The sequence below is a fragment of the Streptomyces sp. NPDC054813 genome (assembly GCF_053611365.1).
In genome coordinates, this window is sequence record NZ_JBSHAF010000005.1 from 419027 (window position 1) to 443292 (window position 24266).

Annotated in this window: 24 protein-coding genes and 1 riboswitch; of the genes, 12 read left to right on the plus strand and 12 right to left on the minus strand. The window is 72.1% G+C overall.

From position 1 onward, the window contains the following. Window positions 1-31 precede the first annotated feature (31 nt). The 5 genes from ACWGJB_RS12810 (at window position 32) to ACWGJB_RS12830 (ending at window position 6171) form a co-directional block, all read left to right on the plus strand. Window positions 32-835, plus strand: coding sequence for an ATP-binding cassette domain-containing protein (locus tag ACWGJB_RS12810; RefSeq protein ID WP_453380198.1), 804 nt, complete (start codon window positions 32-34; stop codon window positions 833-835). Beyond that, entirely contained in the window at window positions 807-2891 is a 2085-nt protein-coding gene (locus ACWGJB_RS12815; RefSeq protein ID WP_453380199.1) for a YhgE/Pip family protein, read from the plus strand. The genes ACWGJB_RS12810 and ACWGJB_RS12815 overlap by 29 nt, the downstream gene beginning before the upstream one ends. Window positions 2892-2953: 62 nt before the next feature. Continuing rightward, window positions 2954-3580, plus strand: coding sequence for a TetR/AcrR family transcriptional regulator (locus ACWGJB_RS12820; protein WP_453380200.1), 627 nt, complete (start codon window positions 2954-2956; stop codon window positions 3578-3580). 414 nt (window positions 3581-3994) lie between these two features. Next, window positions 3995-4609, plus strand: coding sequence for a DUF4126 domain-containing protein (locus ACWGJB_RS12825; protein ID WP_453380201.1), 615 nt, complete (start codon window positions 3995-3997; stop codon window positions 4607-4609). A 47-nt stretch (window positions 4610-4656) separates the two neighbouring features. Then, complete coding sequence (locus tag ACWGJB_RS12830; protein ID WP_453380202.1) at window positions 4657-6171, plus strand: phytoene desaturase family protein; 1515 nt, start codon at window positions 4657-4659, stop codon at window positions 6169-6171. A gap of 31 nt (window positions 6172-6202) precedes the next feature. Here the strand turns inward: ACWGJB_RS12830 and ACWGJB_RS12835 are convergent, their stop codons facing one another. From ACWGJB_RS12835 to ACWGJB_RS12855, 5 genes are all read right to left on the minus strand, one after another. Further along, a complete protein-coding gene (locus ACWGJB_RS12835) occupies window positions 6203-7177 on the minus strand; it encodes an SCO2102 family sporulation regulator (RefSeq protein WP_453380203.1) in 975 nt (324 codons plus the stop codon). A 56-nt stretch (window positions 7178-7233) separates the two neighbouring features. Then, on the minus strand, window positions 7234-8157 hold the full coding sequence (gene metF / locus ACWGJB_RS12840; protein WP_453380204.1) for a methylenetetrahydrofolate reductase [NAD(P)H]: 924 nt from the start codon (window positions 8155-8157) through the stop codon (window positions 7234-7236). A 145-nt stretch (window positions 8158-8302) separates the two neighbouring features. Next, window positions 8303-8950, minus strand: coding sequence for a thiamine phosphate synthase (gene thiE, locus ACWGJB_RS12845; RefSeq protein ID WP_453380205.1), 648 nt, complete (start codon window positions 8948-8950; stop codon window positions 8303-8305). A 35-nt stretch (window positions 8951-8985) separates the two neighbouring features. After that, a complete protein-coding gene (locus tag ACWGJB_RS12850) occupies window positions 8986-9351 on the minus strand; it encodes an Rv2175c family DNA-binding protein (RefSeq protein ID WP_453380206.1) in 366 nt (121 codons plus the stop codon). A 133-nt stretch (window positions 9352-9484) separates the two neighbouring features. After that, a complete protein-coding gene (locus ACWGJB_RS12855) occupies window positions 9485-10723 on the minus strand; it encodes an NAD(P)/FAD-dependent oxidoreductase (protein WP_453380207.1) in 1239 nt (412 codons plus the stop codon). A 129-nt stretch (window positions 10724-10852) separates the two neighbouring features. Next, a riboswitch (TPP riboswitch) is annotated at window positions 10853-10964 on the plus strand. On the opposite strand from ACWGJB_RS12855, the gene thiO reads away from it, so the two are divergent. From thiO to ACWGJB_RS12880, 5 genes are all read left to right on the plus strand, one after another. After that, complete coding sequence (thiO, locus tag ACWGJB_RS12860; protein WP_453380208.1) at window positions 10962-12131, plus strand: glycine oxidase ThiO; 1170 nt, start codon at window positions 10962-10964, stop codon at window positions 12129-12131. It overlaps the preceding riboswitch by 3 nt. Continuing rightward, window positions 12128-12328, plus strand: coding sequence for a sulfur carrier protein ThiS (thiS, locus tag ACWGJB_RS12865; protein ID WP_360482358.1), 201 nt, complete (start codon window positions 12128-12130; stop codon window positions 12326-12328). The genes thiO and thiS overlap by 4 nt, the downstream gene beginning before the upstream one ends. A 3-nt stretch (window positions 12329-12331) precedes the next feature. Further along, the gene (locus tag ACWGJB_RS12870; protein WP_453380209.1) at window positions 12332-13126 is read left to right on the plus strand and encodes a thiazole synthase; all 795 of its coding nucleotides are present in this window, start codon (window positions 12332-12334) and stop codon (window positions 13124-13126) included. 270 nt (window positions 13127-13396) lie between these two features. Next, a complete protein-coding gene (gene pknB / locus ACWGJB_RS12875; RefSeq protein WP_453380210.1) occupies window positions 13397-15358 on the plus strand; it encodes a Stk1 family PASTA domain-containing Ser/Thr kinase in 1962 nt (653 codons plus the stop codon). A 34-nt stretch (window positions 15359-15392) separates the two neighbouring features. Beyond that, a complete protein-coding gene (locus tag ACWGJB_RS12880; RefSeq protein WP_453380211.1) occupies window positions 15393-16295 on the plus strand; it encodes a deoxyribonuclease IV in 903 nt (300 codons plus the stop codon). An 11-nt stretch (window positions 16296-16306) separates the two neighbouring features. On the opposite strand, the gene ACWGJB_RS12885 is transcribed toward ACWGJB_RS12880, so the two are convergent. The 5 genes from ACWGJB_RS12885 to ACWGJB_RS12905 form a co-directional block, all read right to left on the minus strand. After that, window positions 16307-16804 carry a Pycsar system effector family protein gene (locus tag ACWGJB_RS12885; RefSeq protein WP_453380212.1) on the minus strand — a complete coding sequence of 166 codons (498 nt, stop codon included), beginning with the start codon at window positions 16802-16804 and terminating at the stop codon, window positions 16307-16309. Continuing rightward, entirely contained in the window at window positions 16801-17889 is a 1089-nt protein-coding gene (locus ACWGJB_RS12890; RefSeq protein WP_453380213.1) for a hypothetical protein, read from the minus strand. The genes ACWGJB_RS12885 and ACWGJB_RS12890 overlap by 4 nt, the downstream gene beginning before the upstream one ends. After that, a complete protein-coding gene (locus tag ACWGJB_RS12895; protein WP_453380214.1) occupies window positions 17886-20096 on the minus strand; it encodes a hypothetical protein in 2211 nt (736 codons plus the stop codon). The genes ACWGJB_RS12890 and ACWGJB_RS12895 overlap by 4 nt, the downstream gene beginning before the upstream one ends. Continuing rightward, a complete protein-coding gene (locus tag ACWGJB_RS12900) occupies window positions 20093-20875 on the minus strand; it encodes a hypothetical protein (protein WP_453380215.1) in 783 nt (260 codons plus the stop codon). The genes ACWGJB_RS12895 and ACWGJB_RS12900 overlap by 4 nt, the downstream gene beginning before the upstream one ends. 111 nt (window positions 20876-20986) lie before the next feature. Next, window positions 20987-21685, minus strand: coding sequence for a Crp/Fnr family transcriptional regulator (locus ACWGJB_RS12905; RefSeq protein WP_360482382.1), 699 nt, complete (start codon window positions 21683-21685; stop codon window positions 20987-20989). A 235-nt stretch (window positions 21686-21920) separates the two neighbouring features. On the opposite strand from ACWGJB_RS12905, the gene ACWGJB_RS12910 reads away from it, so the two are divergent. After that, entirely contained in the window at window positions 21921-22493 is a 573-nt protein-coding gene (locus ACWGJB_RS12910) for a DUF4396 domain-containing protein (protein WP_453380216.1), read from the plus strand. A gap of 16 nt (window positions 22494-22509) precedes the next feature. Here the strand turns inward: ACWGJB_RS12910 and ACWGJB_RS12915 are convergent, their stop codons facing one another. Beyond that, entirely contained in the window at window positions 22510-23142 is a 633-nt protein-coding gene (locus ACWGJB_RS12915) for a sulfite oxidase-like oxidoreductase (protein WP_453380217.1), read from the minus strand. Between the two features lie 198 nt (window positions 23143-23340). Here ACWGJB_RS12915 and bfr point away from each other — a divergent pair, with 198 nt between their 5' ends. After that, window positions 23341-23823: a bacterioferritin gene (bfr, locus tag ACWGJB_RS12920; RefSeq protein ID WP_360482388.1), complete on the plus strand. Its 483-nt coding sequence runs from the start codon at window positions 23341-23343 to the stop codon at window positions 23821-23823. A 1-nt stretch (window position 23824) separates the two neighbouring features. On the opposite strand, the gene ACWGJB_RS12925 is transcribed toward bfr, so the two are convergent. Further along, window positions 23825-24070 carry a (2Fe-2S)-binding protein gene (locus tag ACWGJB_RS12925; protein WP_453380218.1) on the minus strand — a complete coding sequence of 82 codons (246 nt, stop codon included), beginning with the start codon at window positions 24068-24070 and terminating at the stop codon, window positions 23825-23827. Between the last annotated feature and the right edge of the window lie 196 nt (window positions 24071-24266).

Consider the following 24266-nt stretch of genomic DNA (forward strand, 5'->3'; position numbering starts at 1 on the left):
GCACTGACCAGTCAGTTCAAAAACGAAGCCGATGCGGACACCACTTCGGAAGGCGGGGGGACCTGTGCACGGCGTACCTGTCACGGCCGAGCGGCTCGGGCTCAAGGGCCCGCGCGGCTGGGCGTTCCAGGGGATCTCCCTGGACGTTGGGCCCGGCGCGCTGATCGCGGTGGAGGGGCCGTCCGGCTCCGGCCGCACCTGTCTGCTGCTCGCCCTCACCGGACGGATGAGGGCCACCGAGGGCGCCGCGACCGTCGGCGAGGCCCGGCTGCCCAAGCAGTTGGCGGCCGTGCGCCGGATCAGCGCGGTGGCCAACGTCGCCGGGGTCACCGACCTCGAACCCGCCCTGACCGTCGGCGAGCACCTGCGGGAACGGGCCCTGCTGCAGCGCCGGTTCGGCGACTCGCTGCGCGCCCTGCTGCGGCCCCGGGCCGAGAAGGGCGCACAGGCACGGCAGTTGATCGACGACGCCCTGGCCGCCGCCGGGCTCGACCTGGAGTCGCTGCCGAAGGGCCCCCGGACCGCCGTACGGGATCTGGAGCGGATCGAGGCGCTGCGGCTGTCGGTGGCGCTGGCGCTGGTCGGGAAGCCCCGGCTGCTCGCCGTGGACGACGCGGACCTGAAGCTGTCGGCGGCCGAACGGACCCAGGTGGGGACGCTGTTGGCGTCGATCGCCGAGGCCGGCACGACCGTGGTGGCGGTCTGCGGGGAGACGCTGGCGGGGGCCGTCGTGGTACGCACCGGGACCGTTCGGGAAGAGGAGACCGGGATGCCGGAAGGCCCCGCAACCGGGGAGGAGGCCGGCGATGCGCTCGCCACGACTGGCCGCGCTTGAGCTCAGGCGCTTCGGACGGGGGAAGCTGCCCCGCGCGGCCCTGGTGGCCCTGCTGGTGCTGCCGCTGCTGTACGGCGCGCTCTACCTGTGGTCGTTCTGGGATCCGTACGGCCGGCTGGACCGCATCCCGGTGGCGCTCGTGAACGACGACAAGGGGGCGAGCGCAAGCGGCAGGAAGATCACCGCGGGCGACGACATCGTCGACGGGCTGCGGGACAGCAGGACGTTCGAGTGGCACCAGGTGAGCGCGGCAGAGGCCCGCCGGGGTGTCGAGAACGGCACCTACTACCTGTCGCTGACCATGCCCGCCGACTTCAGCTCGCGCATCGCCTCCAGTGCCGGTGACTCCCCGGAGACCGGTGCGCTCCAGGTCCGCACGAACGACGCGAACAACTACATCGTCGGCCAGATCTCCCGCACGGTCTTCAACGAGGTGCGCTCGGCGGCGTCCGCGAAGGCCTCCCGGTCCTTCCTGGACCGCATCTTCATCTCGTTCGCCGACATCCACGGGCAGACCGTGCAGGCCGCCGAGGGCGCCGACACGCTCACCGGTGGCATCGGGAAGGCCGAGAAGGGGTCGAAGGACCTCGCCGACGGGCTGACGGACGCCAAGACCGGCAGCGGGAAGCTCGCCAAGGGGATCAGGAAGCTGGACTCGGGCGCGGGGACGCTCCAGGACGGTTCCCGGCAGGTCGCGGACGGCACCCAGGCCCTCGCGGACCAGGTCAACGGGGTCTACGGCAAGGTCGGCCCGTATCTCGAGGACAACGAGAAGACCATCGGCGACACGGCGCGGCTGGTCGCCGACTCGGCGCGGACCGTCCGCGACAACCTGGGCGTCCTGGTGAAGGCGGCCCCCGTGGCCGCGAAGGCCGCGCACACGGCCGCCGGCACGCTGGACGACGTCTACCGGGCGCGCTGCTCGGCCGAGCTGCTGACCGACCCGGTCTGTCCCGACCTGAAGAAGGCCAGGGACGCGGCCGACGACGTGGCCGCCGTCGCCGACGACCTCAACACGCTGATCGCGGACCAGCACGGCGATCTGAAGACACTCGACGGAAACCTCGGCACTCTCCAGCGGCAGGCCCAGGCCCTCGCCGACCGGGCCCCGCACCTCTCCGAGGACGCCGCCGACGCCGTCAAGAAGATCAACAAGCTGAACGACGGCGCGGCCCGGGTCGCCGCGGGCGCCGAGAAGCTGCACACCGACCTCGGCACGGCCCTGACCGGCGCGACCGGCCTGGACACGGGCGTCGGCAAGCTCGAGACCGGCGCCTACGACCTCAACGGCGGGATGTACAAGCTCGTCGACGGCTCCGGCAAGCTCGCCGGCGGTCTGCACGACGGCGCCGCCCGGATCCCCGACTACGGCAAGCAGGACCGCGACCGGCGCACCGAGGTGATGGCCGACCCGGTCCAGCTCGCCTCCAGGGACCTGCACAAGGCGCCCAACTACGGCACCGGGTTCGCCCCGTACTTCATCCCGCTGTCCCTGTGGGTCGGCGCGATGGTGGCCTACATGCTGATCCAGCCGCTCAACCGGCGCGCCCTGGCGGCCGGTTCGGCGGCCTGGCGGATCGCGCTGGCGGGCTGGCTGCCGGTGGTCGCGGTCGGGGTGCTGCAGACGGCCGCCCTGATGGCCGTACTGCACTGGGCGATCGGTCTGGAGATGGTCCGCGCGGCCGGGACGGTCGGGTTCCTGTTCCTGGTGACGGCGTGCTTCGCGGCGATCGTGCAGTGGCTGAACGCGCGCTTCGGGGCGGCCGGCCGGATCCTGGTGCTGGCGCTCCTGATGCTCCAGCTGACCTCGGCGGGCGGCACCTATCCCGTGCAGACCAGCCCGGGCTTCTTCAACGCGATCCACCCGTTCCTGCCGATGAGCTACATCGTGGCGGCCCTGCGGAGGCTGATCACGGGCGGCGGGCTGGGACCGGTGTGGCAGGCCTGTGCCGTCCTGACGGCGTTCACGGCGGGCGCCCTCGCGCTCACCGCCCTGTCGGCCCGGCGCCGCCAGGTGTGGACGCTGGACCGGCTGCACCCCGAGCTGAGCCTGTGAGGAGATCCATGTCCTCGCCTCCGGTGCCCGCCGGTGCCGCCGTTCCTGTGAGAATCAGGACCATGGAAAGCAGCAGCACCACGGGCGGCAGCACGCGCCGTGAAGCCACCCGGCAGAAGCTCTACGAGGCGGCCGTCACCCTCATCGCCGAGCAGGGCTTCTCCGCCACCACCGTGGACGAGATCGCCGAGCGTGCCGGGGTCGCGAAGGGCACGGTCTACTACAACTTCGCGAGCAAGTCGGTCCTCTTCGAGGAGCTGCTGCGGCACGGCGTGGGCCTGCTCACCGCCTCCTTGAAGGAGGCCGCCGAGCGGACCGCGCGGGAGGGCGGCAGCCGGGTCGACGCCCTGGACGCCATGATCCGCGCGGGCCTGGTCTTCATCGACCGCTACCCGGCCTTCACCCAGCTCTACGTGGCCGAGCTGTGGCGCACCAACCGGGCCTGGCAGTCGACGCTGATGGTGGTCCGGCAGCAGGCGGTCGCGGTCGTCGAGGGCGTGCTGCGCGAGGGCGTCGAGAACGGCGAGTTCAGCGACGAGATCGACATCCAGCTGACGGCTGCCGCGCTGGTCGGCATGGTGCTGGTGGCCGCGCTGGACTGGAAGTCCTTCCAGCCGGAGCGCTCCCTGGACGACGTCCACTCGGCGCTGTCCCGGCTGTTGCAGGGGCGGGTGAGCGGGAAGGGCTGAGCCCTTCCGGGACCGGCACGCGCGCGTGGCCGCGAGAAAGCCGCCCGCGCGCGTGGGCGGACGAAAGCGCCGGCCCGCCGTGGCCGCGTCCCCCGCGGGCCACCGTCGGACCGGCGCCTTCCGTACACCCCCGTGTTTCCCCCGGTTTCCCGTTGTTTCCCCCGGGTCCCCTCTCCCCCGTGTCTCGCTTCCGCCGACGGATCGGCGGAAGGAGCGGTCGAGGGCGCCTGCGCCGTTCCGCCGCCCCGTGTCGGCGGTACCGGACCTGGCGCCCCTTTCCGTGCCTCCACTCTCTCGTTCACGCAGGTCGCGGCCCATCCGCGCGCGTACTCAACTCACTCCCTAGGTACGCGTACTCAGCTCTGCGTGCTCAGGCCCAGGACGCGCGGGCGCCGACTGGTTACGATCGCGTCCGTGTCGGTACTCCCCTTGGTCTTCACCAGCGGCTGGGCCAGCGGAATCAACGCGTACGCGGTGGTGCTGCTGCTCGGCTTCTTCGGCGCGACGGGCCTGAGCGACGACGTCCCCGAGACGCTGCAGCGCCCCGAGGTGCTGATCGTCGCGGGCGTGCTGTTCCTGTGCGAGGCGGTCGCCGACAAGATCCCGTACGTCGACTCGGTGTGGGACTCCGTGCACACGGTGGTCCGCCCGGTGGCGGGCGCCTGGGTCGGGGCGCTGCTCGCCGGGCACAGCGGCTCCCTGTCGGACGTGGCGGCCGGGCTGATCGGGGGCTCGACGGCGCTGGCCAGCCACACGGTCAAGGCCGGGACCCGGATGGCGGTCAACACCTCGCCGGAGCCGTTCAGCAACATCGTGCTGAGCTTCGCGGAGGATCTCGGGGTCGGCGCGATCGTGTCGTTCGCGATGTTCCACCCGCTGGCGGCGGCGATCATCGCGGCGGTACTGCTGGCCACCGGTCTGATCGTGCTGGTGTTCCTGATCTCCCGGATCCGCCGCTTCTGGCGCCGCCGCGCCCAGCGCCGGGAGGAACGCCGGCTCGCGACCCAGGTGGGCGGACCACCGGACTGACGGGCCGCCGAGCCGGGCTGTCAGTGGCGGTCGATAAAGTCGCGGGCATGGGACGGATTGCGGTGATCGGCGCCGGGATGGGCGCCATGGCGGCGGCCGCGCGGCTGGCCGTCGCGGGCCACCGGGTGACGGTGTACGAGCGCTCGGAGACGTACGGCGGCGGGGTGCGCCGGTTCGAGCGCGACGGGTTCGCCTTCGACACCGGCCCGGGGCTGCTGCCGCTGCCCGCCGTCTACCGCGACCTGTTCGTCAAGACCGGCAAGGAGCCGCTTGAGGACCGGGTGGAGCTGGTCCAGGTCGACCCCTCGGCCCGGCACGTCTTCGCGGACGGCACCGAGGTCGCGCTGCCGAACGCGTCCCGCGCGGGCGTCGTCACCGCCCTGGACGAGGCGCTCGGGGCGGGCGCCGGACAGCGCTGGGGCGACTTCCTGGTGCGGGCCCGGGAGGCCTGGGACCGCACCCGGCGTCCGCTGCTGGAGGAGCCGCTGTGGCCGAACTGGCAGGTGCTGGCCGAGCGCGAGCCCTATCCGTCCGTGCCGCACAAGAAGCTGCTGCGCACCCGCCGGGCCGGCACGCTCGCCGAGATCGGCGCCTGGGAGCTGGGCGACGAGCGGCTCGCCGCCCTCCTGAACAGCCACGCGCTCGCCCATGGCCTCAACCCCCGCGACACCCCGGCGAGCGCGGCGGTGCTGCCGTATCTGGAGCACGCCTTCGGCACCTGGTATGTGCGTGGCGGCATACGGGAGTTGGCGCGGGCGGTGTACGAGCGGTGCGTACAGCGGCGGGTCGAGTTCGTGTTCGGCGCGGAGGTCACCGCGGTACTGGCGAAGGACGGCCGGGCGGCGGGGCTGGAGCTTGCCGGGGGCGCTGTGATCGACGCGGACCATGTGGTGGCCGGAGTGGATCCGGTGCGGCTCGACGCCCTCACGCGGCTGACGGGGTGCCACCTGGACGCCGAGGACGATGTGCGGGCCGACACGAAGGCGGCGCGCCCGGGCCGCTTCACCGTGCTGCTCGCGCTGCGGGGCGGGCCCGAGGCCGGTGCCGCGCACCGCACGATCGTGCACGCCCCGGACGACGAGACCGAGCTGGATCTGCTGGCCTCTCCCGGCGGCGACCGTCCGGTGCGCCCCACCGTGACGGTGCTGCGCCCCGACGACCCGGCACTGAGGCCGGACGACGACCACGAGTCCGTGGTGCTGTCGGCGGTGCTGTCGACCGATGCGGGCTGGGAGAGGGCCGACATGGCCCGGGTGTGTACGGACTTCCTCCTGGAAGCCGCCGAGGCCGCCGTCCCGGGGTTGCGGGAGCGCCTGATCTGGCACGAGACGCTGCTGCCGGAACAGGTCACGGGGACCGGGGGGTTCGGGGAGATCTCAGCGCCCGCCCTGGCCGCCGGAAAGGGCCGTTTCCTGCACCCGGCCAACACCACCCGGCTGCCGGGCCTGTACCGGGTCGGCGGCTGGTCGCACCCCGGCGGCGGGCTTGCCCACACCGGTATGTCCGGGGCGCTGGTGGCCGGGCTGATCGTGGAGGGGCCGGAGTTCCGCGGCTCGCAGTGAGGCGCGGCCCGCGCCGCGCGGAACAGCAGCTTCAGAAACGGTACTGCTCGTCGTACCCGGTGCCGTGCTGGCCCTGCTGCTGGCCCTGCCCGTCGCCCTGGTAGGGGTACGGCTGCTCCTGCGGGAGTTCGCCGCCGTAGGTCTCGTCGGCGCGCTGCTGGGGGACCCAGACACCGCCCGCCGGGGTCTCGCCGTAACCGCCGTTGCCGTACTGGTCCTGGGCGTAGCCCTGCTGGTCGTACTGCTGGGTGCCGTACGACTGGTCGTACCCGGCGCCGCCGTAGGTCTGGTTGCCGATGTACGGGTCGGAGTAGTTGGCGTACTGCTGCTGGCCGTTGGCGTCGTAGCCGTACTGCTGCTGGCCGTAGCCGGAGTAGTCGTAGGCGTAGTTCTGGTCGGTGCCCTGGGCGGCGTACGCCTGGTCCTGGCCGGCGGTCGCGTAGGCGGGGTCGCCGGTGGTGGCGTAGCCGGACTCGTTGTATATGCCGTAGGAGCCGGTGTCGTCCGGCATCGGCTGCGGCTCGTACACCGCCGTGGACTCGGTGGCCGTGGGCTCGGCGGTGCGGCCCGGGGAGAAGACGTCGTCCCGGTCGTAGTCGTCGCCGTAGGCCGGGTTACCGCCGGTGGCGTAGGCGGTCTGCTGGTCGGCGTAGGCGGCGTCGGCCGCGTCCGGGTCGGTGGTTTCCAGGCCCGGGTCCTCGTCCGGCTCGCCGCGGCGGCGCTTGGTCAGGCCGCCCTCACCGTCGGCGCCGGGGCGCTTGACCGCCCAGCCGGACTCGAAGCCACGGCGGAACGAGAGCGTGACGTAGGTCTGGCCGACCGCGAACGCGATCGCGCCCAGCCCGATGACGATCACCGAGGGAATCAGGACACCGAACACGACTCCGAGGAAGCCGACGAAGGCGAGCAGCCGCCAGCGCAGCCGCGCCTTGTACTGCAGCAGTACCTCGCCCAGCAACCACAGCGCGACGATGCCGAACGCTACGTAGAGGACCGTCCAGCCCATGTACGCCCCTCTCCCAGTAACCGCTACGCAGTGTGTCGTACTCCGGTGCGGCCGGTCTAGGCCCGCGGGGGATGGTGCAGGCCCAGGTTCTCGTGGATCTCCAGCGTCGCCGTGGAGCTGTTGAGCGTGATGAAGTGCAGTCCGGGGACGCCTTCGGCCAGCAGCCGTGCGCAGAACTCCGTGGCGAACTCGATACCGATGGAGCGTACCGCCGCCGGATCGTCTTTGGCTGTGAGGATCCGCTCTTTCAGGGCGTCCGGGAAGGCCGCGTTGCTGAGTTCGGGCAGCCGTTCCAGCATCTTCACGCTGGTGACGGGCAGGATTTCCGGAATCACCGGGGTCTCGCAGCCGGCCGCGCCGACCCGGTCGCGAAGGCGAAGGTAGGACTCGGGCTGGAAGAACATCTGCGTGATGGCGTAGTCGGCGCCGGCGCGGCACTTGTCGACGAAGTGCCGGACGTCGGTGTCCCAGTCGCCGGAGCGCGGGTGCATCTCCGGGAAGGCGGCCACACCCACGCAGAAGTCACCGGACTCCTTGATGAGCCGCACGAGTTCGGCCGCGTAGGTCAGGCCCCGCGGGTGCGCCACCCACTCCCCCATCGGGTCGCCGGGCGGGTCGCCGCGCACCGCGAGCATGTTGCGGATCCCGGCGTCCGCGTACTGGCCGATGATGTTGCGCAGTTCGGCCAGGGAATGGTCGACCGCGGTGAGGTGGGCGACCGGGGTGAGCGTGGTGTCGGCGACGATCTGCTGGGTCTCCCTGACGGTGCCCGCCCGGGTGGAGCCGCCGGCACCGTAGGTCACGGAGACGAAGTCGGGGGCGACCGCCTCGACCCGCCGGAGCGCGCTCCACAGGTTCCGCTCACCCTTGGGGGTTTTCGGCGCCGAGAACTCGAACGAGTACGTGGTCTTGCCGGAGGCGAGCATGTCACGCACGGTGCGTGCGCGGTCAGTCCTGGTGGATGCGGTTCCGAGGGCCATACTCGCAGGTTAGCCAGGGGCGGACGGACACCCAACCGAACTCGGGAGATTTGCCCGGATTGTCGGCCTCACGTCCGGATACTGGACAAGTTTCCGGACGCTCTGCCGAAGAGCCGCGCCGGCCGGAGCGGGCACGGCCGAGGAGTTACGCCGACCGCAGTCGCTTCGCGAACTCGGCCGCCGCGGCGCCCGGGTCGTCGGCCTCGGTGAGCGCGCGGACCACGACCACCCGGCGGGCGCCCGCGTCCAGCACCTGGTCGAGGTTGCCCAGGTCGACGCCGCCGATGGCGAACCAGGGGCGGTCCGTGCCCAGGGCGGCGGTGTACCGCACCAGGTCGAGGCCGGGAGCGGGGCGGCCGGGCTTGGTGGGGGTGGGCCAGCAGGGACCGGTGCAGAAGTAGTCCACACCGTCCTGGACGGCGGCCGCGGCGGCCTCGGAGTCGGCGTGCGTGGAGCGGCCGATCAGGACGTCCGGGCCGAGGATCGCCCGGGCGGCCGGGACCGGCAGGTCGCCCTGGCCCAGGTGGAGCACGTCGGCGCCGGCCGCGTGGGCGACGTCCGCGCGGTCGTTGACCGCGAGCAGCTTGCCGTGCCGGGCGCAGGCGTCGGCGAACACGGCGAGGTGCTCCAGCTCCTCGGCGGCCTCCATGCCCTTGTCGCGCAGCTGCACGATGTCGACACCGCCCGCCAGGACCGCGTCCAGGAACCCGGCGAGGTCGCCCTGCTCCTTACGGGCGTCCGTGCACAGGTACAGCCGGGCGTCGGCCAGCTGGGCGCGGGCGGTGTCGGTCATCGGTGTGTCCCCCGTTGTGTCGGTAACTGGCTGCCTCAGACGGCGAGCGCCTGGGCGCGGCGCTTCACCTCCGTGCCACGATTCTCGCTGAGCGCCTGCGCGGGGGTGCCGGGCAGGGTCTCGTCGGGCGTGAAGAGCCACTCCAGCATCTCTTCGTCCGTGAAGCCGTCGTCCCGCAGGAGCGTCAAGGTTCCGGACAGGCCCTTGACGACCTTGTCCCCGTCGATGAAGGCGGCGGGGACGTGCAGCGCGCGGTTCTCACCACGGCGAACGGCGATGAGCTGGCCATCCTTGACCAGCTGCCGCACGCGCGTCACATCGACGTCCAGCATCTCTGCGATGTCGGGGACGGTGAGCCAGGCGGGGACGAGAGCATCGATCTTTGCGTCAATCTCGGTCACGGAAACAAGGGTAGGCGTTCCGGCGGGTGGGTCGCGATAGGGAAGCGCCAGGATGGGTCAGTGATCGGCTGCGGGTTCGTCGTGGCTGGTCGCGCCCACGCGGCGGATCCGCACCTGTCACAGCCCCGCGCCCCTAAAGCGGCGCCGCAGTCGCGTTCTTCAAGGGGCGGGCGGGGTCCGACAGGGCCTCCGGGTCCATGTGACGTCCCGCCTCGATCAGGCGCCGCCCCTGGGCCAGGTCACGCGGGCGGCCCACCGCCAACAGGGCGACCAGGCGGCCCTCGCGGAGCCAGCACACCGTCCAGGCGGGGCCGGACGGGTCGCCTCGCCAGACCATGCGGTCGGCGGCGGCGTGGTGGCCGGCGTACTGCACGAAGCGGCCGAACTGTTCCGACCAGAAGTACGGCACCGGGTCGTAGATCGCGTCGGACTCGCCGAGGATGTTGGCGGCCACCGTGCGCGGGCCCTGGAGGGCGTTGTCCCAGTGGTGGACCAGCAGGCGCTCGCCGTAGCGGCCGGACGGGAAGGAGGCGCAGTCGCCGACCGCGTAGACGTCCGGGACGCCGGTGCGCAGCCGGTCGTCGGCGAGCACGTCCCCGTGCGCGCCCAGTTCGATGCCGGAGCCGGCCAGCCAGGCGGTGGCGGGGCGGGCGCCGATGCCGACCACGACGGCGCCCGCGGGCACCCGTGAGCCGTCGTCGAGCACCACCGTGCCGGGTTCGACCCGCGCCACGCGCGCGTGCGTGCGCAGTTCGGCGCCGCTGTCGGCGTACCAGCCGGCCATCGGCGCGGCCACCTCGGCCGGGAGCGCTCCCGCGAGCGGGCGGTCGGCGGCTTCCACGACGGTCACCGCGCAGCCGGCCTGCCGGGCCGCGGTGGCGAACTCGGCGCCGATCCAGCCCGCGCCGACCACCACGATGTCGTGCTGCCGGGCGAGCACGGGCCGCAGCCGCTCGGCGTCGTCCAGAGTGCGCAGCAGATGGACGCCGGGCACGCCCTCGGTGCCGGGCAGCGTGATCGGCTCGGCACCGGTGGCCAGCACCAGGACGTCGTACGGCACCGGTCCGGCCTCGGTGTCCAGCTCACGGTCGGCGGGGCGCACGCCGAGGGCCTCACGGCCCAGCGCCAGCTCGATGCCGAGCGCCTCGAAGTCGACCTCGAAGGCTGAGCCCTCGGACTTGCCGAGCAGCACCGCCTTGGAGAGCGGCGGCCGGTCGTACGGCTGGTGCGGCTCGGCGCCGATCAGCGTGACGGTGTCGGTGAATCCCCGCTCGCGCAGGGCCACGGCGGTCTGCACCCCGGCCATGCCCGCGCCCACGACGACCACGCGTCGCCTCTGTGACGTGCTCGGTCGCTGCGTCTGCTCGCTCACCTGATCACCATAGACAAGAACCATAGACAACTGACAAAGAGTCAGTCAGCGGGCGTGCTGGGTGACCTGTTCCACACCGCCGGGGCAGGCCGTCTTACAAGGGCGGAGCCCCGCGGGCTAGGGTGGCCGGTAAGCACACGCGGGAGCCCGGACGCACCGGGCTGAGAGGGAGGCTGGCGGCCTCCGACCGTACGAACCTGATCCGGGTCATGCCGGCGAAGGGAGGGGCTGGACGCCCATGTCCGCACATACGTCCGACGTCCTCGTCATCGGGGGCGGGATCATCGGCCTGGTGACGGCCTGGCGGTCCGCGCAGCGCGGGCTCGCCACCGCCGTGGTCGACCCCGAGCCCGGCGGCGGGGCCGCGCAGGTCGCGGCGGGAATGCTGGCCGCGGTCACCGAACTGCACTACGGCGAGCAGACCCTGCTGGGGCTCAACCTTGCCTCCGCCCGCCGCTATCCCGACTTCGCCGCCGAGCTCACCGAGCTGACCGGCCACGACCTCGGCTACCGGCGCTGCGGCACGCTCGCGGTCGCGCTGGACGCCGACGACCGGGCGCACCTGCGCGAGCTGCACGCCCTCCAGCAGCAGTCGGGGCTGGACTCCGAATGGCTGTCCGGGCGGGAGTGCCGGCGCCTGGAGCCGATGCTCGCGCCGGGCGTGCGCGGCGGGCTGCGGGTCGACGGCGACCATCAGATCGACCCGCGCCGGCTGGCGGCCGCGCTGGTGGCGGCGTGCGAGCGGGCCGGGGTGGTCTTCCACCGCGACTGGGCCGAGCGTCTGGAGGTGGTACGGGAGCGGGCGGCCGGTGTCGTCACGCGCGCGGCGGACCTGCTGGCCGCGGACCGGGTCGTGCTCGCCGGCGGCAGCCTGAGCGGGCGGCTGGCGGGGGTGCCGGACGAGGTGCTGCCGCCGGTGCGGCCCGTGAAGGGGCAGGTGCTGCGGCTGACCGTGCCCGCACCGTACGCGCCGTTCCTCAGCCGGACCGTGCGGGCCGTGGTGCGCGGTGGCCATCTCTACCTGGTGCCCCGGGAGAACGGCGAGCTGGTGGTGGGGGCGACCAGCGAGGAGCTGGGCTGGGACACGACGGTCACGGCGGGGGGCGTGTACGAGCTGCTGCGCGACGCGCACGAGCTGGTGCCCGGCATCACCGAGCTGCCGCTGACCGAGACCCGGGCCGGGCTGCGCCCCGGCTCCCCCGACAACGCGCCGCTGCTCGGGCCGACCCGCCTCGACGGACTGCTGCTGGCCACCGGGCACCACCGCAACGGAGTGCTGCTCACGCCGGTCACGGGAGACGTGATGGCGGAGCTGCTGACCGGCGGTGAGCTGCCGGAAGAGGCCCGCCCGTTCACCCCGAGGCGTTTCGGCCCCGTCCCCGGCGTACTCCTGGAGCAGACCGCATGAACATCTCCGTCAACGGGGAGCGCCGGGAGATCACCCCGGGCACCGCTCTCGACACCCTCGTGAAGTCCCTGACGGTCGCGCCGTCCGGGGTGGCCGCCGCGGTCAACGAGACCGTCGTACCGCGCGGGGAGTGGCCGGGGACGGCGCTCGCCGAGGGCGACCGCGTGGAAGTCCTGACCGCCGTACAGGGAGGCTGAGCCATGGCCGACGATCCGTTCCTGCTCGGAGGTACGGCCCTCTCCTCCCGGCTGATCATGGGGACCGGGGGTGCGCCCAGCCTGGAGGTGCTGGAGCGGGCTCTGGTCGCCTCCGGGACCGAGCTGACGACGGTCGCGATGCGGCGGGTGGATCCGGGCGTACGGGGGTCCGTGCTTTCGGTCCTCGAACGGCTGGGGATCCGGGTGCTGCCGAACACGGCGGGGTGCTTCACCGCCGGCGAGGCCGTGCTGACGGCCCGGCTGGCCCGGGAGGCGCTGGGGACCTCGATGGTCAAGCTGGAGGTCATCGCCGACGAGCGGACCTTGCTCCCCGACCCGATCGAGCTCCTCGACGCGGCGGAGACGCTGGTCGACGACGGGTTCACGGTGCTGCCGTACACCAACGACGATCCGGTGCTGGCCCGGAAGCTGGAGGACGTCGGATGCGCCGCGGTGATGCCGCTCGGGTCGCCGATCGGGTCGGGGCTCGGGATCCGCAACCCGCACAACTTCCGGCTGATCGTCGAGCACGCGCGCGTGCCGGTGATTCTGGACGCGGGGGCCGGTACGGCGTCCGATGTGGCGCTGGCGATGGAGCTGGGCTGTGCGGGGGTGATGCTGGCGTCGGCGGTGACCCGGGCACAGGATCCCGAACGGATGGCGTCCGCCATGCGGGCCGGGGTGGAGGCGGGGCGGCTGGCCCGGCTGGCCGGGCGGATCCCCTTCCGCCACTTCGCCGAGCCGTCGTCCCCGACGGAGGGCCTGGCCACCCTGGACCCCGAGCGCCCCGCCTTCTGACCCGAACCTCGACTCCCACCCACGCATCACCCGATCGGTTGATCGGAAAGCCGGACTCTCCCCTAGGGGCCCCTCGAGGCTGAGGACCATCGGCGACTGCGGGACCTACGCAGGAGGCCTGCCGGGCAGGCGACCCGGCGGTGGAAAGGCCGCCCGTCGGGGGTGCGTGCGGGGCGTGCAAAGGTGCGCGCTGCGTCACAGGTGTGTCGTAGTCGGGGGGAAATCTGTCTCACCTGTGGGGGTTTCAGCCGGGGCTCGTACACTCGCGGGGTGGATACGACGCTTCAGGACCCCCTCGTCGGGCAGGTGCTCGACGGCCGTTATCGCGTCGACGCGCGAATCGCCGTCGGCGGGATGGCCACGGTCTACCGGGCCCTGGACGTCCGGCTGGACCGGGTGCTCGCACTGAAAGTGATGCATCCGGCGCTCGCGGCCGACGGGTCCTTCGTCGAGAGATTCATCCGCGAGGCCAAGTCGGTCGCCCGGCTGGCCCACCCGAATGTCGTCCAGGTCTTCGACCAGGGGACCGACGGGCCGTACGTGTATCTCGCGATGGAGTACGTCGCCGGGTGCACCCTCCGTGACGTGCTGCGCGAGCGCGGCGCGCTGCAGCCGCGGGCCGCGCTGGACATTCTGGAGCCCGTGCTGGCCGCGCTGGGCGCCGCGCACCGCGCCGGGTTCGTGCACCGGGACATGAAGCCCGAGAACGTGTTGATAGGGGACGACGGACGGGTCAAGGTCGCCGACTTCGGGCTCGTGCGGTCCGTGGACAGCGTCACCAACACGACCGGCGCGGTGCTCGGGACCGTGGCGTACCTGGCGCCCGAGCACGTCGAGAGCGGGGCCGCCGATCCCCGCGTCGACGTGTACGCGTGCGGTGTCGTGCTCTACGAGATGCTCACCGGGGAGAAGCCGCACGACTCGGACTCGCCCGCGGTGATCCTCTACAAGCATCTCCACGAGGACGTGCCGCCGCCCTCCGCCGCCGTGCCGGGGCTGGCCTACGAGCTGGACGAGCTGGTCGGCCACGGCACCGCCCGCAATCCCGAGGTCCGGCCGTACGACGCCGTCGCGCTGCTGGCCCTGGTGCGGCAGGCGCGGGCCGCCCTGCGTGACGAGCAGCTGGACGCCGTACCGCCGCAGGCTCTGTCCGAGGCACATGACATAGCCGAGGACCGCACCAGCGTCATTCCGCGGTCGCTGACCTCCCCCACGCTCGGCTTCGCTCGCGCGGGGGGACCCCCATCCCGGCCGCTGCCCGTCGAAGAACCGGACGACAGGGTCCTGATGACCAGCCGGTTCGAGGCGCCGCCGGTGCCGGAGCGACGGCACGGGGCACGCCGCCGGTCCCGGCGCGGCCTGGTGACGCTCGTCGTCGCCGTACTGGTCCTCCTCGGTGCCGGCACCGGGATCTGGTACATCAACTCCGGGCAGTTCACCAAGGTCCCGCCGCTGCTGTCGAAGACCGAGGCACAGGCCACCGCTCAGCTGAAGGAGGCCGGGCTCGACGTCAAGAAGGTCGAGCACGCCTACAGCGACACGGTGCGGCGGGGCACGGTGATCAGCACCGACCCGGCGGCCGGCAGGCGCATCCGCAGCAACGACTCGGTGACGCTCACCATCTCGGACGGCCCGGAGACGGTGAACGTGCCGGACGTGCAGGGCCGGACGCAGGCGCGGGCCAAGGCGCTGCTGAAGGCCGACGGGCTCGAACCGGGCATGGTGACGCGGGAGTTCAGCGACAACGTGCCCAAGGGGTCGGTCATCTCCACCGATCCGGGCTCCGGGAGCAAGCGGCACGCGGGGACGGCGATCGCGCTCGTCGTCAGCAAGGGTTCGCCGGTCGACGTCCCGGATGTCACCGGTGACGACCTGGACGACGCCCGGCAGGAGCTTCAGGAGGCCGGGCTGAAGGTGACCGTCTCGGCCACCGAGGTCACCTCCGATTACGACCAGGGGCAGGTGGCCCGGCAGACCCCGGTGGGCGACGCGCAGGCCGCCGAGGGCGACACGGTGACGCTGACACTGTCCAAGGGCCCGGAGATGATCGAGGTGCCGAACGTGGTCGGGGCCACGGTCGACGACGCGACCAAGCTGCTGGAGCAGTCCGGCTTCCAGGTCAAGGAGGACCGCGGGCTGTTCGGGCTGTTCGGCAACACCGTGAAGCGGCAGTCGGTGGACGCCGGGAAGCAGGCGCCCAAGGGGTCGACGATCACCATCACCATCCGGTGACCGGGGCCGGCCCACGGCGTGACACCCTTGACGGGTGAAGAGCCACCCGTCCCGTCCCTCCGGCACCCCGCAGTCCGGTCCCTCCCGCAACCCCGTCGGCGGTCATGTCCCGGTGGCCGGTGGCCTGCACTCGGTGGGACTGTCGTACGCCCGTGAGCTGAAGGCCGAGACCGTGCAGGTCTTCGTCGCCAACCCGCGTGGCTGGGCCACCCCGGCGGGCAGCCCGCAGCAGGACGAGGCGTTCCGGGCCGCCTGCGCGGAGGGGTCGATCCCGGCGTACGTGCACGCCCCCTACCTGATCAACTTCGGCTCGCACACCGAGGCGACGGCTCAGAAGTCGGTGGAGTCACTGCGGCACTCGCTGCGGCGGGGACGGGAGATCGGGGCGCTCGGGGTGGTCGTGCACACCGGGAGCGCCACCGGCGGGCGGGCCCGGGAGGTGGCGCTGAAGCAGGTACGGACGTATCTGCTGCCGCTCCTCGAGGAGCTCACCCATGACGACGACCCGTTCCTGCTCCTGGAGTCCACCGCCGGACAGGGCGCCTCGCTCTGCTCGCGGACCTGGGACTTCGGGCCGTACTTCGAGGCGCTGGACGCACATCCCAAGCTGGGCGTGTGCCTGGACACCTGCCATGTGTTCGCCGCCGGGCACGACCTGACCGGGCCGAGCGGCATGCACCAGACGCTGGACCTGCTGGTGGACACCGTCGGCGAGGGGCGGCTGAAGCTGATCCACGCCAACGACTCCAAGGACGTCGTCGGCGCGCACAAGGACCGGCACGAGAACATCGGCGCCGGGCACATCGGCGAGGACCCGTTCCGCGCGCTGATGACCCACCCGGCGACCGCGGGCGTACCGCTGATCATCGAGACGCCCGGTGGCAAGGAGGGGCACGCGGCCGACGTCGAGCGCCTCAAGCGGCTCCGCGACGGCTGACCGCAGCCGGGTCAGCCGACCGCCAGCGGCACCGCCGCCAGCAGCAGTCCCGCCCCGAGCAGCACCATCGACCGGCGCAGCCAGCGGTACTTCGCCGAGAGAATGACACTGACGTCCTGGAACTGGGTGAGCAGCCAGCCCACCCGGTCCGCCCCGACCTCGGCGGCGGCGCGGCGCAGCGCCTCCTGGTCGGTGGCGGTGAGCGCGTCGGCGTAGAAGGTCGGGCCCGGTGCCGAGCGGAACGTACGGGTGCGGGGCACGATCACCGCGAGCAGCAGCAGGGTGCCCGCCGCCCACAGCGCCGCGCCCGCCGCGAGGAACACCACGGCGGGCCCGGAGACCCCGGGCGGCAGCCCGCGCCCGAGGACCAGGGCGGGTACCGCCACGGCGCCGGACAGCAGGACGGACGCCTTCACGTCCGCCCTGCCCAGGTCCTCGCGCACGGTCAGCAGCAGCCGTTCGGCGACATAGTGCGCGGCGGCGTCGGGGTCGGGGTCGCCTGGGGTCATCGGCGCGCCTCGGGGCTGGAGTCGTCCTCCACCCCCGTCCCCTCTCCGGGGATGGTGTCCACCGGGGACAGCGGCGGCGCGGGCGGGATCGGCGGGGGCGCGTCGGCCGGGAGCAGCGGCGGCGCCGGCGGCATCGGCGGGATCGGCAGCGAGGTCGGGGCCTGCGGCAGGCCGTTCGGGAAGAATCCGGTGGAGACCGTACGGCTGAAGTCGATGAGGGCCTGGACCTGGTCGTCGATCTGGTGGCGCTGCACCACGCCCTGGTTGATCAGGTTGGTCAGGTAGTCCAGGGCGCCCTGGCGCTGTTCGCGGGCCTGCTGCTGGAGCACACCGAGGATCTCGTGCGCGCGGCTCGGGTCCGAGGCGAGCATATGGGCGTACTGGACGGTCTCGCCGGCCGTGATCAGCTTCTGGGCGTCGTCCATGTTGGCGGCGATCCGCGCCTTGTTGACGTTGTCGATGGCCTCCTGGACGACGCCGCCCTTCTCCACCGCGACCATCTGCTCCTGGTAGTCGGCGGCCGCCTGGCCGAGGTCGATACGGACGAACACCTGGGTGGCGAGGCCGAGATCGGCGCCGAAGTCGCTCCACCGGCCGCTGGCCAGTTCGTCCTGGATCGCCTCGTCGACCTGCTGGGCCGAGTCCAGGCTGTAGCGGCGGCTGAGTCCGCGCAGCCGGGCCTCCAGCGAGGGGCGCAGCATGCGCTCGACGTCGACCACGCGCTTCTCGGCGGCCTGGTAGAAGTCGTGCACCTCCCAGTTGACGTCCGCGCCCGCCCGGAACCGGGAGCGGTCGCCGAAGGTGGGCAGTTCCAGCTGGAAGGAGACCTGGTGCTGGCCGCGGGCGATCCAGCACACCGAGGTGGGCTTGCCGATCAGCGGCTTGTTGAAGTGCTCGGCACCGCGGACGGTGATGACGCTGTGCCCGCCGTTCTTGTAGTAGAGCACCGAGGCGACCTGGCTGTTGCGGTGCCGGTAGGTGGTCTGTGGGGCGAACTCGCGGACGAAGGGGCCTCTGAGGTCGTGCGGAAGGACGAACTCCTCGTCCTGGGGCGGCCACGGCTGCCCCCACTGGTTGTGCGTCATGGTGTACTCGCTCCCTGGACCGCGCCCCACAGGCGGCGGACCTGCTGATCGTTCAGTGGTTGGTCGGGGTCTTCGGTCAGTTCCTTGATCAGGCCGAGCAGCCGGTTGCGGTCGTCGTGGGTGTGCACGAGGAGCGGCAGGAACCGCTCCAGCCGGTCGGCCCAGGGCTGGCCGGCCGAGTCACGCAGCCAGTCGGAGACGGTCTCGATCGCCGCCTCGTACGACCGTGGGGTCTGGAGCGCGGTCCACAGGAGCCCGGCGAGTTCCGCGGCGAGGGCGGGCCTGACGGTGGCCAGGGCCAGCATCAGCGGCCAGTCGCCGTAGCCCTCCAGCTCCTCGTGCTGGTTCCAGAGGTCGACGACGGGGATGGCGGCGAGATAGACCGTGCTCTGCAGGCCGAGATCCTGCTGGGTCCGGCGTTCGTCGGAGAGCCAGGCGCGGATCCGGCGCAGGGTCTGGGCCTCGGGGTGGGCGCCGGCGAAGTGGGCGACCTGGACGGCCGCTTCGGCGCGCAGTCTGCCCTCGTCCCAGACGCCGATCCCGCCGAGCAGGTCGAGCGACTCGCGGACGGTGTCCGTGGCCCGGCCCCGGCCGAGCACGGCACCGGCGGTCCAGCGCAGCTGCTCGTCGCCGTAGCGGGCCCAGGAACCGGCCAGGGCGCGGACGGCGGTGCCGACCTCGGGGGAGCGCACGGCGACGTCGAGCACGGTCGCGGCGAACAGCCGGCGGCGGGCCCGCTCGGACTGGGCCATGGGCTGGACCAGTTCGTGGACGGTGTGCGAGAGGTCGAGGCGGCACAGCTGACCGGCCGCTACGGCTGCCCGTACCCAGACCTGCGGCCTGGTGTCCTCGCAGAGTCCGGCCAGCCAGCGCAGCACGGGTCCGCGCGCGTTGTGCCGGTGCTGCCAGAGATGGCCGAGGACGGCCGGGGCGAGGGCCTCGCCGCCGAACCGGACGGTGCGGACCGGCACCTCCTCGGTGCCGACCTCCTCGGTGCCGAGTTCGGCGACCGCGCGGGCGGAGACCAGCCGGGCGTCGACGCCGTCGCTGAACAGCGGCCTGCCGGGGGTGGCCTCCGGGTCGACGGTGACGGCCAGTTCCCAGGCGAGCACCTCGGCGGCCTCGGCGACGGCGCTGAGCGAGGCGCCCTCCAGTACGGCGACGGCGATCCGGTAGGCCGCGTCCCGCAGCCGCTCGGGGGTCTCGGAGCGGATCCCGCCGGCGAACCATTCGGCGGCCTGGCTCTCGGCGAACCTGCGGCACTCGGCGAGGAGTTCGTCGTGGGTGAGCTTGTCCCTGGTGTGCCGGGCGAGGAGCCGCGCGAAGTGCGCGGCCTCCGCCGGCCGTAACTCGTCGAGTCCGCGCGCCTCCAGGACGTCGGGGTCGAGGGCGGTCGCCCGGGCCCGCTCGTACAGCTCGGGGCCCGAGTCCGCGAGTTCGACGGCGAGGTGGCCTTCGAGTACGGCGGTCTGGGCGGCCGGGGTGTGGACGCGGTAGTAGCGGCCGCCGTGGGAGAGGACGTCACCGGGTTCGGGGGTGGCCAGCAGGACGGCGTACGCCTCCTTCCTGCCGAGCAGTTCGCAGAGCCGGTCGAGACCGGTCTCGTCCGGCAGTCCGGTGGCGCTGGGTTCCAGGGCGTAGCCGTGGCCGTCGTGGATCTGCTCGTCGTCCAGCCGGTCCAGGTCGGTGCGCGGGTCGAGCCGGGAGACCTGGCCGCGGGTGAGGTCGTCGAGCAGGGACAGGGCGGTGTAGGCGCGGCCGGTACCGGGCTGGCCGTACAGCACCAGGAGGCGGCCGCCACGCAGTTGCTCGCGGTGGTCGCCGTAGTCCGCCGGTTCCTGGAAGACCCGGCGCAGCCTGCGCAGTTCGTCCTCCGGGAGCGGGCCGGCGAGCAGGCGTTCGGCGGTCTGCGTCTGCCGGCTGTAGAAGTTCATGGTGCCGACGGATCCGGAGCTGATGAGGGTGCCGGAGCCGTGCTGGTTCACGGTGGAGCGGTAGATCCGGGAGGCGGCGGCCGCGGCCCCCGGCAGGGCCTCCTCGCCGAGCGGGTTGGCGGCGGAGCCGCCGATGACGTCGGCCTTCTCCGGTTCGGGTGCCGCGCCGGACTCGGCGCCTGCCGGCTTGTCCGGCTCGGCCTTCTGCTGCGGCTGCTGCTGGGGCTGCGGTTTCGGGCCGGCCTGGGGCGGCTGGGGGTTCTGCGCGTTCACCGGTCACCGCCGTCGGAAAAGTTGATGGTGTCGATGGTGCCGCCGACGACGATCCTGCCGGTGCCGTGCTGGTTGATGTTCTGGACGACGCCGCTCCCGGTGTCCTTGGGTGCCGGCGTCCGGGGCGGGTTGCCCCCCGACGGCCCTTCCGGATCGTCCGGCCCGTCGGCCGCGTCCGGCCCCTGCTCCTCGTGCGGCTCGGGCGGCTGGGACCGTCCGGGGACCATGAACCAGGCGGTGGTGCGGCCCTCCTTGAGCTCCACGTCGTGCCGGCGGTAGTGCTCGGGGTCCACCCAGCGTCCGCCGGGCAGGATGAAGTCCTCGTGCACCCGGTCGGAGGCGACCACCACCAAGGGTGCGCCGTCCGCCGCCTTCAGAACCGCCTTCGCGACACCGCAGTCGGCCAGCCGGCAGGCGAGGTCGACGGCGCGTCCGGAGCGGCCGTGGGCGTCGGCCGTGACCCGGCCGATGTGCAGGCCGACGCGGAGCCGCAGCGGTTTCCTGAGGTGCCGGTTGCTCTCCCGCAGGTTCTGGTGGAGGTGTTCCACCCATTCCCCGAGGACCCGGACGGGCGGCACGTCGGGCGCCAGTACGCCGAGGATGCCGTCGCCGCGGTCCTCCTGGTAGAGGCGCGGCGGCCGGATGCCGGCCTGTTCGAAGGCGGTGCCCGTGACGTCGTAGAGTCTGCGCCGCATCTCGGGTTTCTCGGTGTCGGACAGCAGTCCCGAGCCCTGCGCGTCCACATTGACGATGAAGCCGTAGGCGGCTTCCCCCTCCATCGTTTTCTCCTCCCTGCCGTCCCGCCGGGCCACCGGCGCCTCCGGTGCGATGCTCGCGGAGCCGGCCGGTCGCCGCTGTAGCCGTTTACACAGCGCGGGACTCGGCGTTTGTCAGGTCTCCGTGCCGTGTGGTTGTCCGGCGGCGAGCAGGCGGAGCGGGTCCAGGTCGGCGACGGCCAGGGTGCCGGGGCCGGTGCGGACCAGGCCTTGTTCGCGTAACAGGCGCAGGGCCTTGGCGACGGCCTCGCGGGTGGAACCCACGGAGGCGGCCAGTTCGTGCTGGGCGAGGGGCAGCCGGATGGTCACGGCCTCGTTCTCCAGCCGGCCGGTGCGGTCGGCGAGTTCGACGAGGCGCTCGGCGAGCCGCTGCAGCACGGTCATGGAGGCCAGAGCCCGGCGCTCGTGGTCCGCGCTGCGCAGCCGCTCGGTGAGCTGGATCGTCATCAGCGCGTTGGCACGCGGCCGGGCGGCAAGAAACCGTCGTAACCGCTCACCGGGTATGACCAGGCCGGTGACCGGGCCCAGGGTGCTCACCGAGGCGCTGCGCGGGCGGCCGTCGAGCGCCGCCATGTCGCCGACGACCTCGCCGGCCCGCCTCAGGGCCAGGATCAGCCGGCCGCCGCGTTCGGTGGGTGTCCACACCGTGCACCAGCCGCTGAGCAGGACCACCGCGAACGTGGTCCGGTCGCCTTCCGCGATGACCGTGTCGTACGGCGGATACTCGTGCCGGGTGCCGAGTCCCGCCAGTGCCTCCCGGTCCCCCGGACCGAGCCCGCCCATGAAGGTATGCCGCTCTCCGAACAGCCCCACCGTCGTCCCCCGACCGCTCGCCCCCGAACCGGACCACAAGCGGAACCCCAAGGGCCCCTTGGATCCGTCTTTGCCCGGTGTGTCTCCCGCCAGGCAAGGATCTCAGCGTAGCGCTCTGGGCACGGAATGTGCTGCCCGTTACCGGAACGAGCCCGAACCCTGAACGGGAATACCCCCGGGGGGTATATATGTCGTTGCCTCAAGACGGATCCGCACCTGACACCGGGGATCAGCCATGGACCACGATCACACCCTCCACGAGCACCACGAACACGACGAGCACCACGGGCACACGGAACAGCCCCACGCGCACCACGAAGCACACGAAGCACACGTGACACACGGGGCACACGGCACGCACGGCCCCGCCGGCGCCTCCTGGGCCATGGCCGTCCAGGCGACCCTGCACTGCCTCACCGGCTGCGCCATCGGCGAGGTGCTCGGCATGGTCGTCGGCACGGCCCTCGGCTGGGGAAACCTGCCGACCACGCTGCTGGCGATCGTGCTGGCGTTCTTCTTCGGCTACTCGCTCACCATGCGCGGAGTACTCAGGGCGGGCGTCGACCTGCGCACCGCGCTGCGGGTGGCGCTGGCCGCGGACACCCTCTCGATCGCCGTGATGGAGCTGATCGACAACGGCACGATCCTGGTCTGGCCGGCCGCGACGGACGCCCAGCTGGGTGACGCGCTGTTCTGGGTCTCGCTGGCCGTCTCACTGGCGATCGCGTTCGTGGTGACGACCCCGGTCAACAAGTGGACGATCGGCCGGGGCAAGGGGCACGCGGTGGTGCACCAGTACCACCACTGACCCCGTCCCTGAGAACTCAGAGTTCCGGACCGTCCCCCGGCCCCTCCTGGTAGGAGTAGCGCTGCTCCTTCCAGGGGTCGCCGAGGTTGTGGTAGCCGCGCTCCTCCCAGAAGCCGCGGCGGTCGGCGGTCATGTACTCGATGCCGCGGACCCACTTGGGGCCCTTCCAGGCGTACAGCTGGGGGACGACCAGGCGCACCGGGAAGCCGTGCTCGGCGGTGAGGAGTTCGCCGTCCTTGTGGGTGGCGAAGATCGTACGGTCGGTGGCGAAGTCCGTGAGGCGCAGGTTGGAGCTGAAGCCGTACTCCGCCCACACCATCACATGGGTGACATCGGGGGCGGGCGGCGCGAGCTCCAGGACGGTCCACGCCGGGATCCCGCCCCACTCGGCGCCCAGCATGCTGAACTTCGTCACGCAGTGCAGATCGGCGACCACGGTGGCGTACGGCAGAGCCGTGAACTGCTCGTGGTTCCAGGTGTGCGGGCCCGCGTCGGCGGTGGCGCCGAAGACCCTGAACTCCCAGCGCTCGGGACGGAACTTGGGCACCGGACCGTAGTGGGTGACCGGCCAGCCGCGCTGCAGCCGCTGTCCCGGCGGAAGCCCGGCTCCCGCGGCTTGCCTCGACGCGCGTTCCACCGGATGACCCATGCCTTCCATCCTGACAGACCACGGGTGGTGCACCTGACCACACAGTTCCCGTAAAAATCACAAAAGCGGTCAACTGGCACCAAACATGCACTTACTTACTAAGTACGCACTTACTGGACGATCTTCTATGCCGGTGCAATCATGCGCCGCAAACACCCAGTACGTCCCCCACGTACCCATGCGGAAGGAGCCTCTGCGATGCAGGGCGACCCCGAGGTCATCGAATTCCTCAACGAGCAGCTCACGGGTGAGCTCACCGCGATCAACCAGTACTTCCTGCACGCGAAGATGCAGGAGAACTTCGGCTGGTACAAGCTCGCCAAGTACACCCGGCACGAGTCGTTCGACGAGATGAAGCACGCCGAGGTGCTCACCGACCGGATTCTGTTCCTGGAGGGGCTGCCCAACTACCAGCGGCTCTTCCACGTGCGGGTGGGGCAGACCGTCAAGGAGATGTTCGAGGCGGACAGGCAGGTCGAGGTGGAGGCCATCGACCGCCTCAAGCGCGGGATCAAGGTGATGCGCGAGAAGGGCGACATCACGTCCGCGAACATCTTCGAGTCCATTCTGGAGGACGAGGAGCACCACATCGACTACCTCGACACCCAACTGGACCTGGTGGAGAAGCTCGGCGAGGCGCTCTACATCTCGCAGATCATCGAGCAGCCCGAGAGCAGCTGAGTCACGCCGCTTCGTCGAGCGCGCCGAACTCGGAGAGATCGGTGGAGAGCACCGGGCGGCCCTGGTCGGCCAGGTCGCGGCGAGGGCAGGCGCCCCGGCCGAGAATCGCCTGGATGCGACGGACGCACGAACCGCAGTCCGTGCCCGCCTTGCAGGCGGACGCTATCTGGCGAGGGGTGCAGGCACCGTCCTCCGCGTGCTTCTTGACCTGCGCTTCGGTCACCCCGAAACAGCTGCAGACGTACACGCGGATTCACCTCCCGCCGGGATCGATCAGTGGTGCCGTCCCGATTGATCGGTGAGGCAAACCTAACCTTACCCATCACCCGGGGAGCGCAAAAGTGGGGTGGGGGGGGGGGGGGGCGGTGTGGGCCCCCCCCCCCCCCCCCGACAAACCCCCCGCGCCCCCGGGGGGGGGGGAAAAACCCCGCGGCGGAAACCCC

Excerpts from the sequence above, each read along its gene's own strand:
- ACWGJB_RS12810 (WP_453380198.1), top strand. The coding sequence starts at position 32 with ATGCGGACACCACTTCGGAAGGCGGGGGGACCTGTGCACGGCGTACCT.
- ACWGJB_RS12815 (WP_453380199.1), top strand. The coding sequence starts at position 807 with ATGCGCTCGCCACGACTGGCCGCGCTTGAGCTCAGGCGCTTCGGACGG.
- ACWGJB_RS12820 (WP_453380200.1), top strand. The coding sequence starts at position 2,954 with ATGGAAAGCAGCAGCACCACGGGCGGCAGCACGCGCCGTGAAGCCACC.
- ACWGJB_RS12830 (WP_453380202.1), top strand. The coding sequence starts at position 4,657 with ATGGGACGGATTGCGGTGATCGGCGCCGGGATGGGCGCCATGGCGGCG.
- ACWGJB_RS12835 (WP_453380203.1), bottom strand. The coding sequence starts at position 7,177 with ATGGGCTGGACGGTCCTCTACGTAGCGTTCGGCATCGTCGCGCTGTGG.
- metF (WP_453380204.1), bottom strand. The coding sequence starts at position 8,157 with ATGGCCCTCGGAACCGCATCCACCAGGACTGACCGCGCACGCACCGTG.
- thiE (WP_453380205.1), bottom strand. The coding sequence starts at position 8,950 with ATGACCGACACCGCCCGCGCCCAGCTGGCCGACGCCCGGCTGTACCTG.
- thiO (WP_453380208.1), top strand. The coding sequence starts at position 10,962 with ATGTCCGCACATACGTCCGACGTCCTCGTCATCGGGGGCGGGATCATC.
- thiS (WP_360482358.1), top strand. The coding sequence starts at position 12,128 with ATGAACATCTCCGTCAACGGGGAGCGCCGGGAGATCACCCCGGGCACC.
- ACWGJB_RS12870 (WP_453380209.1), top strand. The coding sequence starts at position 12,332 with ATGGCCGACGATCCGTTCCTGCTCGGAGGTACGGCCCTCTCCTCCCGG.
- ACWGJB_RS12885 (WP_453380212.1), bottom strand. The coding sequence starts at position 16,804 with ATGACCCCAGGCGACCCCGACCCCGACGCCGCCGCGCACTATGTCGCC.
- ACWGJB_RS12890 (WP_453380213.1), bottom strand. The coding sequence starts at position 17,889 with ATGACGCACAACCAGTGGGGGCAGCCGTGGCCGCCCCAGGACGAGGAG.
- ACWGJB_RS12900 (WP_453380215.1), bottom strand. The coding sequence starts at position 20,875 with ATGGAGGGGGAAGCCGCCTACGGCTTCATCGTCAATGTGGACGCGCAG.
- ACWGJB_RS12910 (WP_453380216.1), top strand. The coding sequence starts at position 21,921 with ATGGACCACGATCACACCCTCCACGAGCACCACGAACACGACGAGCAC.
- ACWGJB_RS12915 (WP_453380217.1), bottom strand. The coding sequence starts at position 23,142 with ATGGGTCATCCGGTGGAACGCGCGTCGAGGCAAGCCGCGGGAGCCGGG.
- bfr (WP_360482388.1), top strand. The coding sequence starts at position 23,341 with ATGCAGGGCGACCCCGAGGTCATCGAATTCCTCAACGAGCAGCTCACG.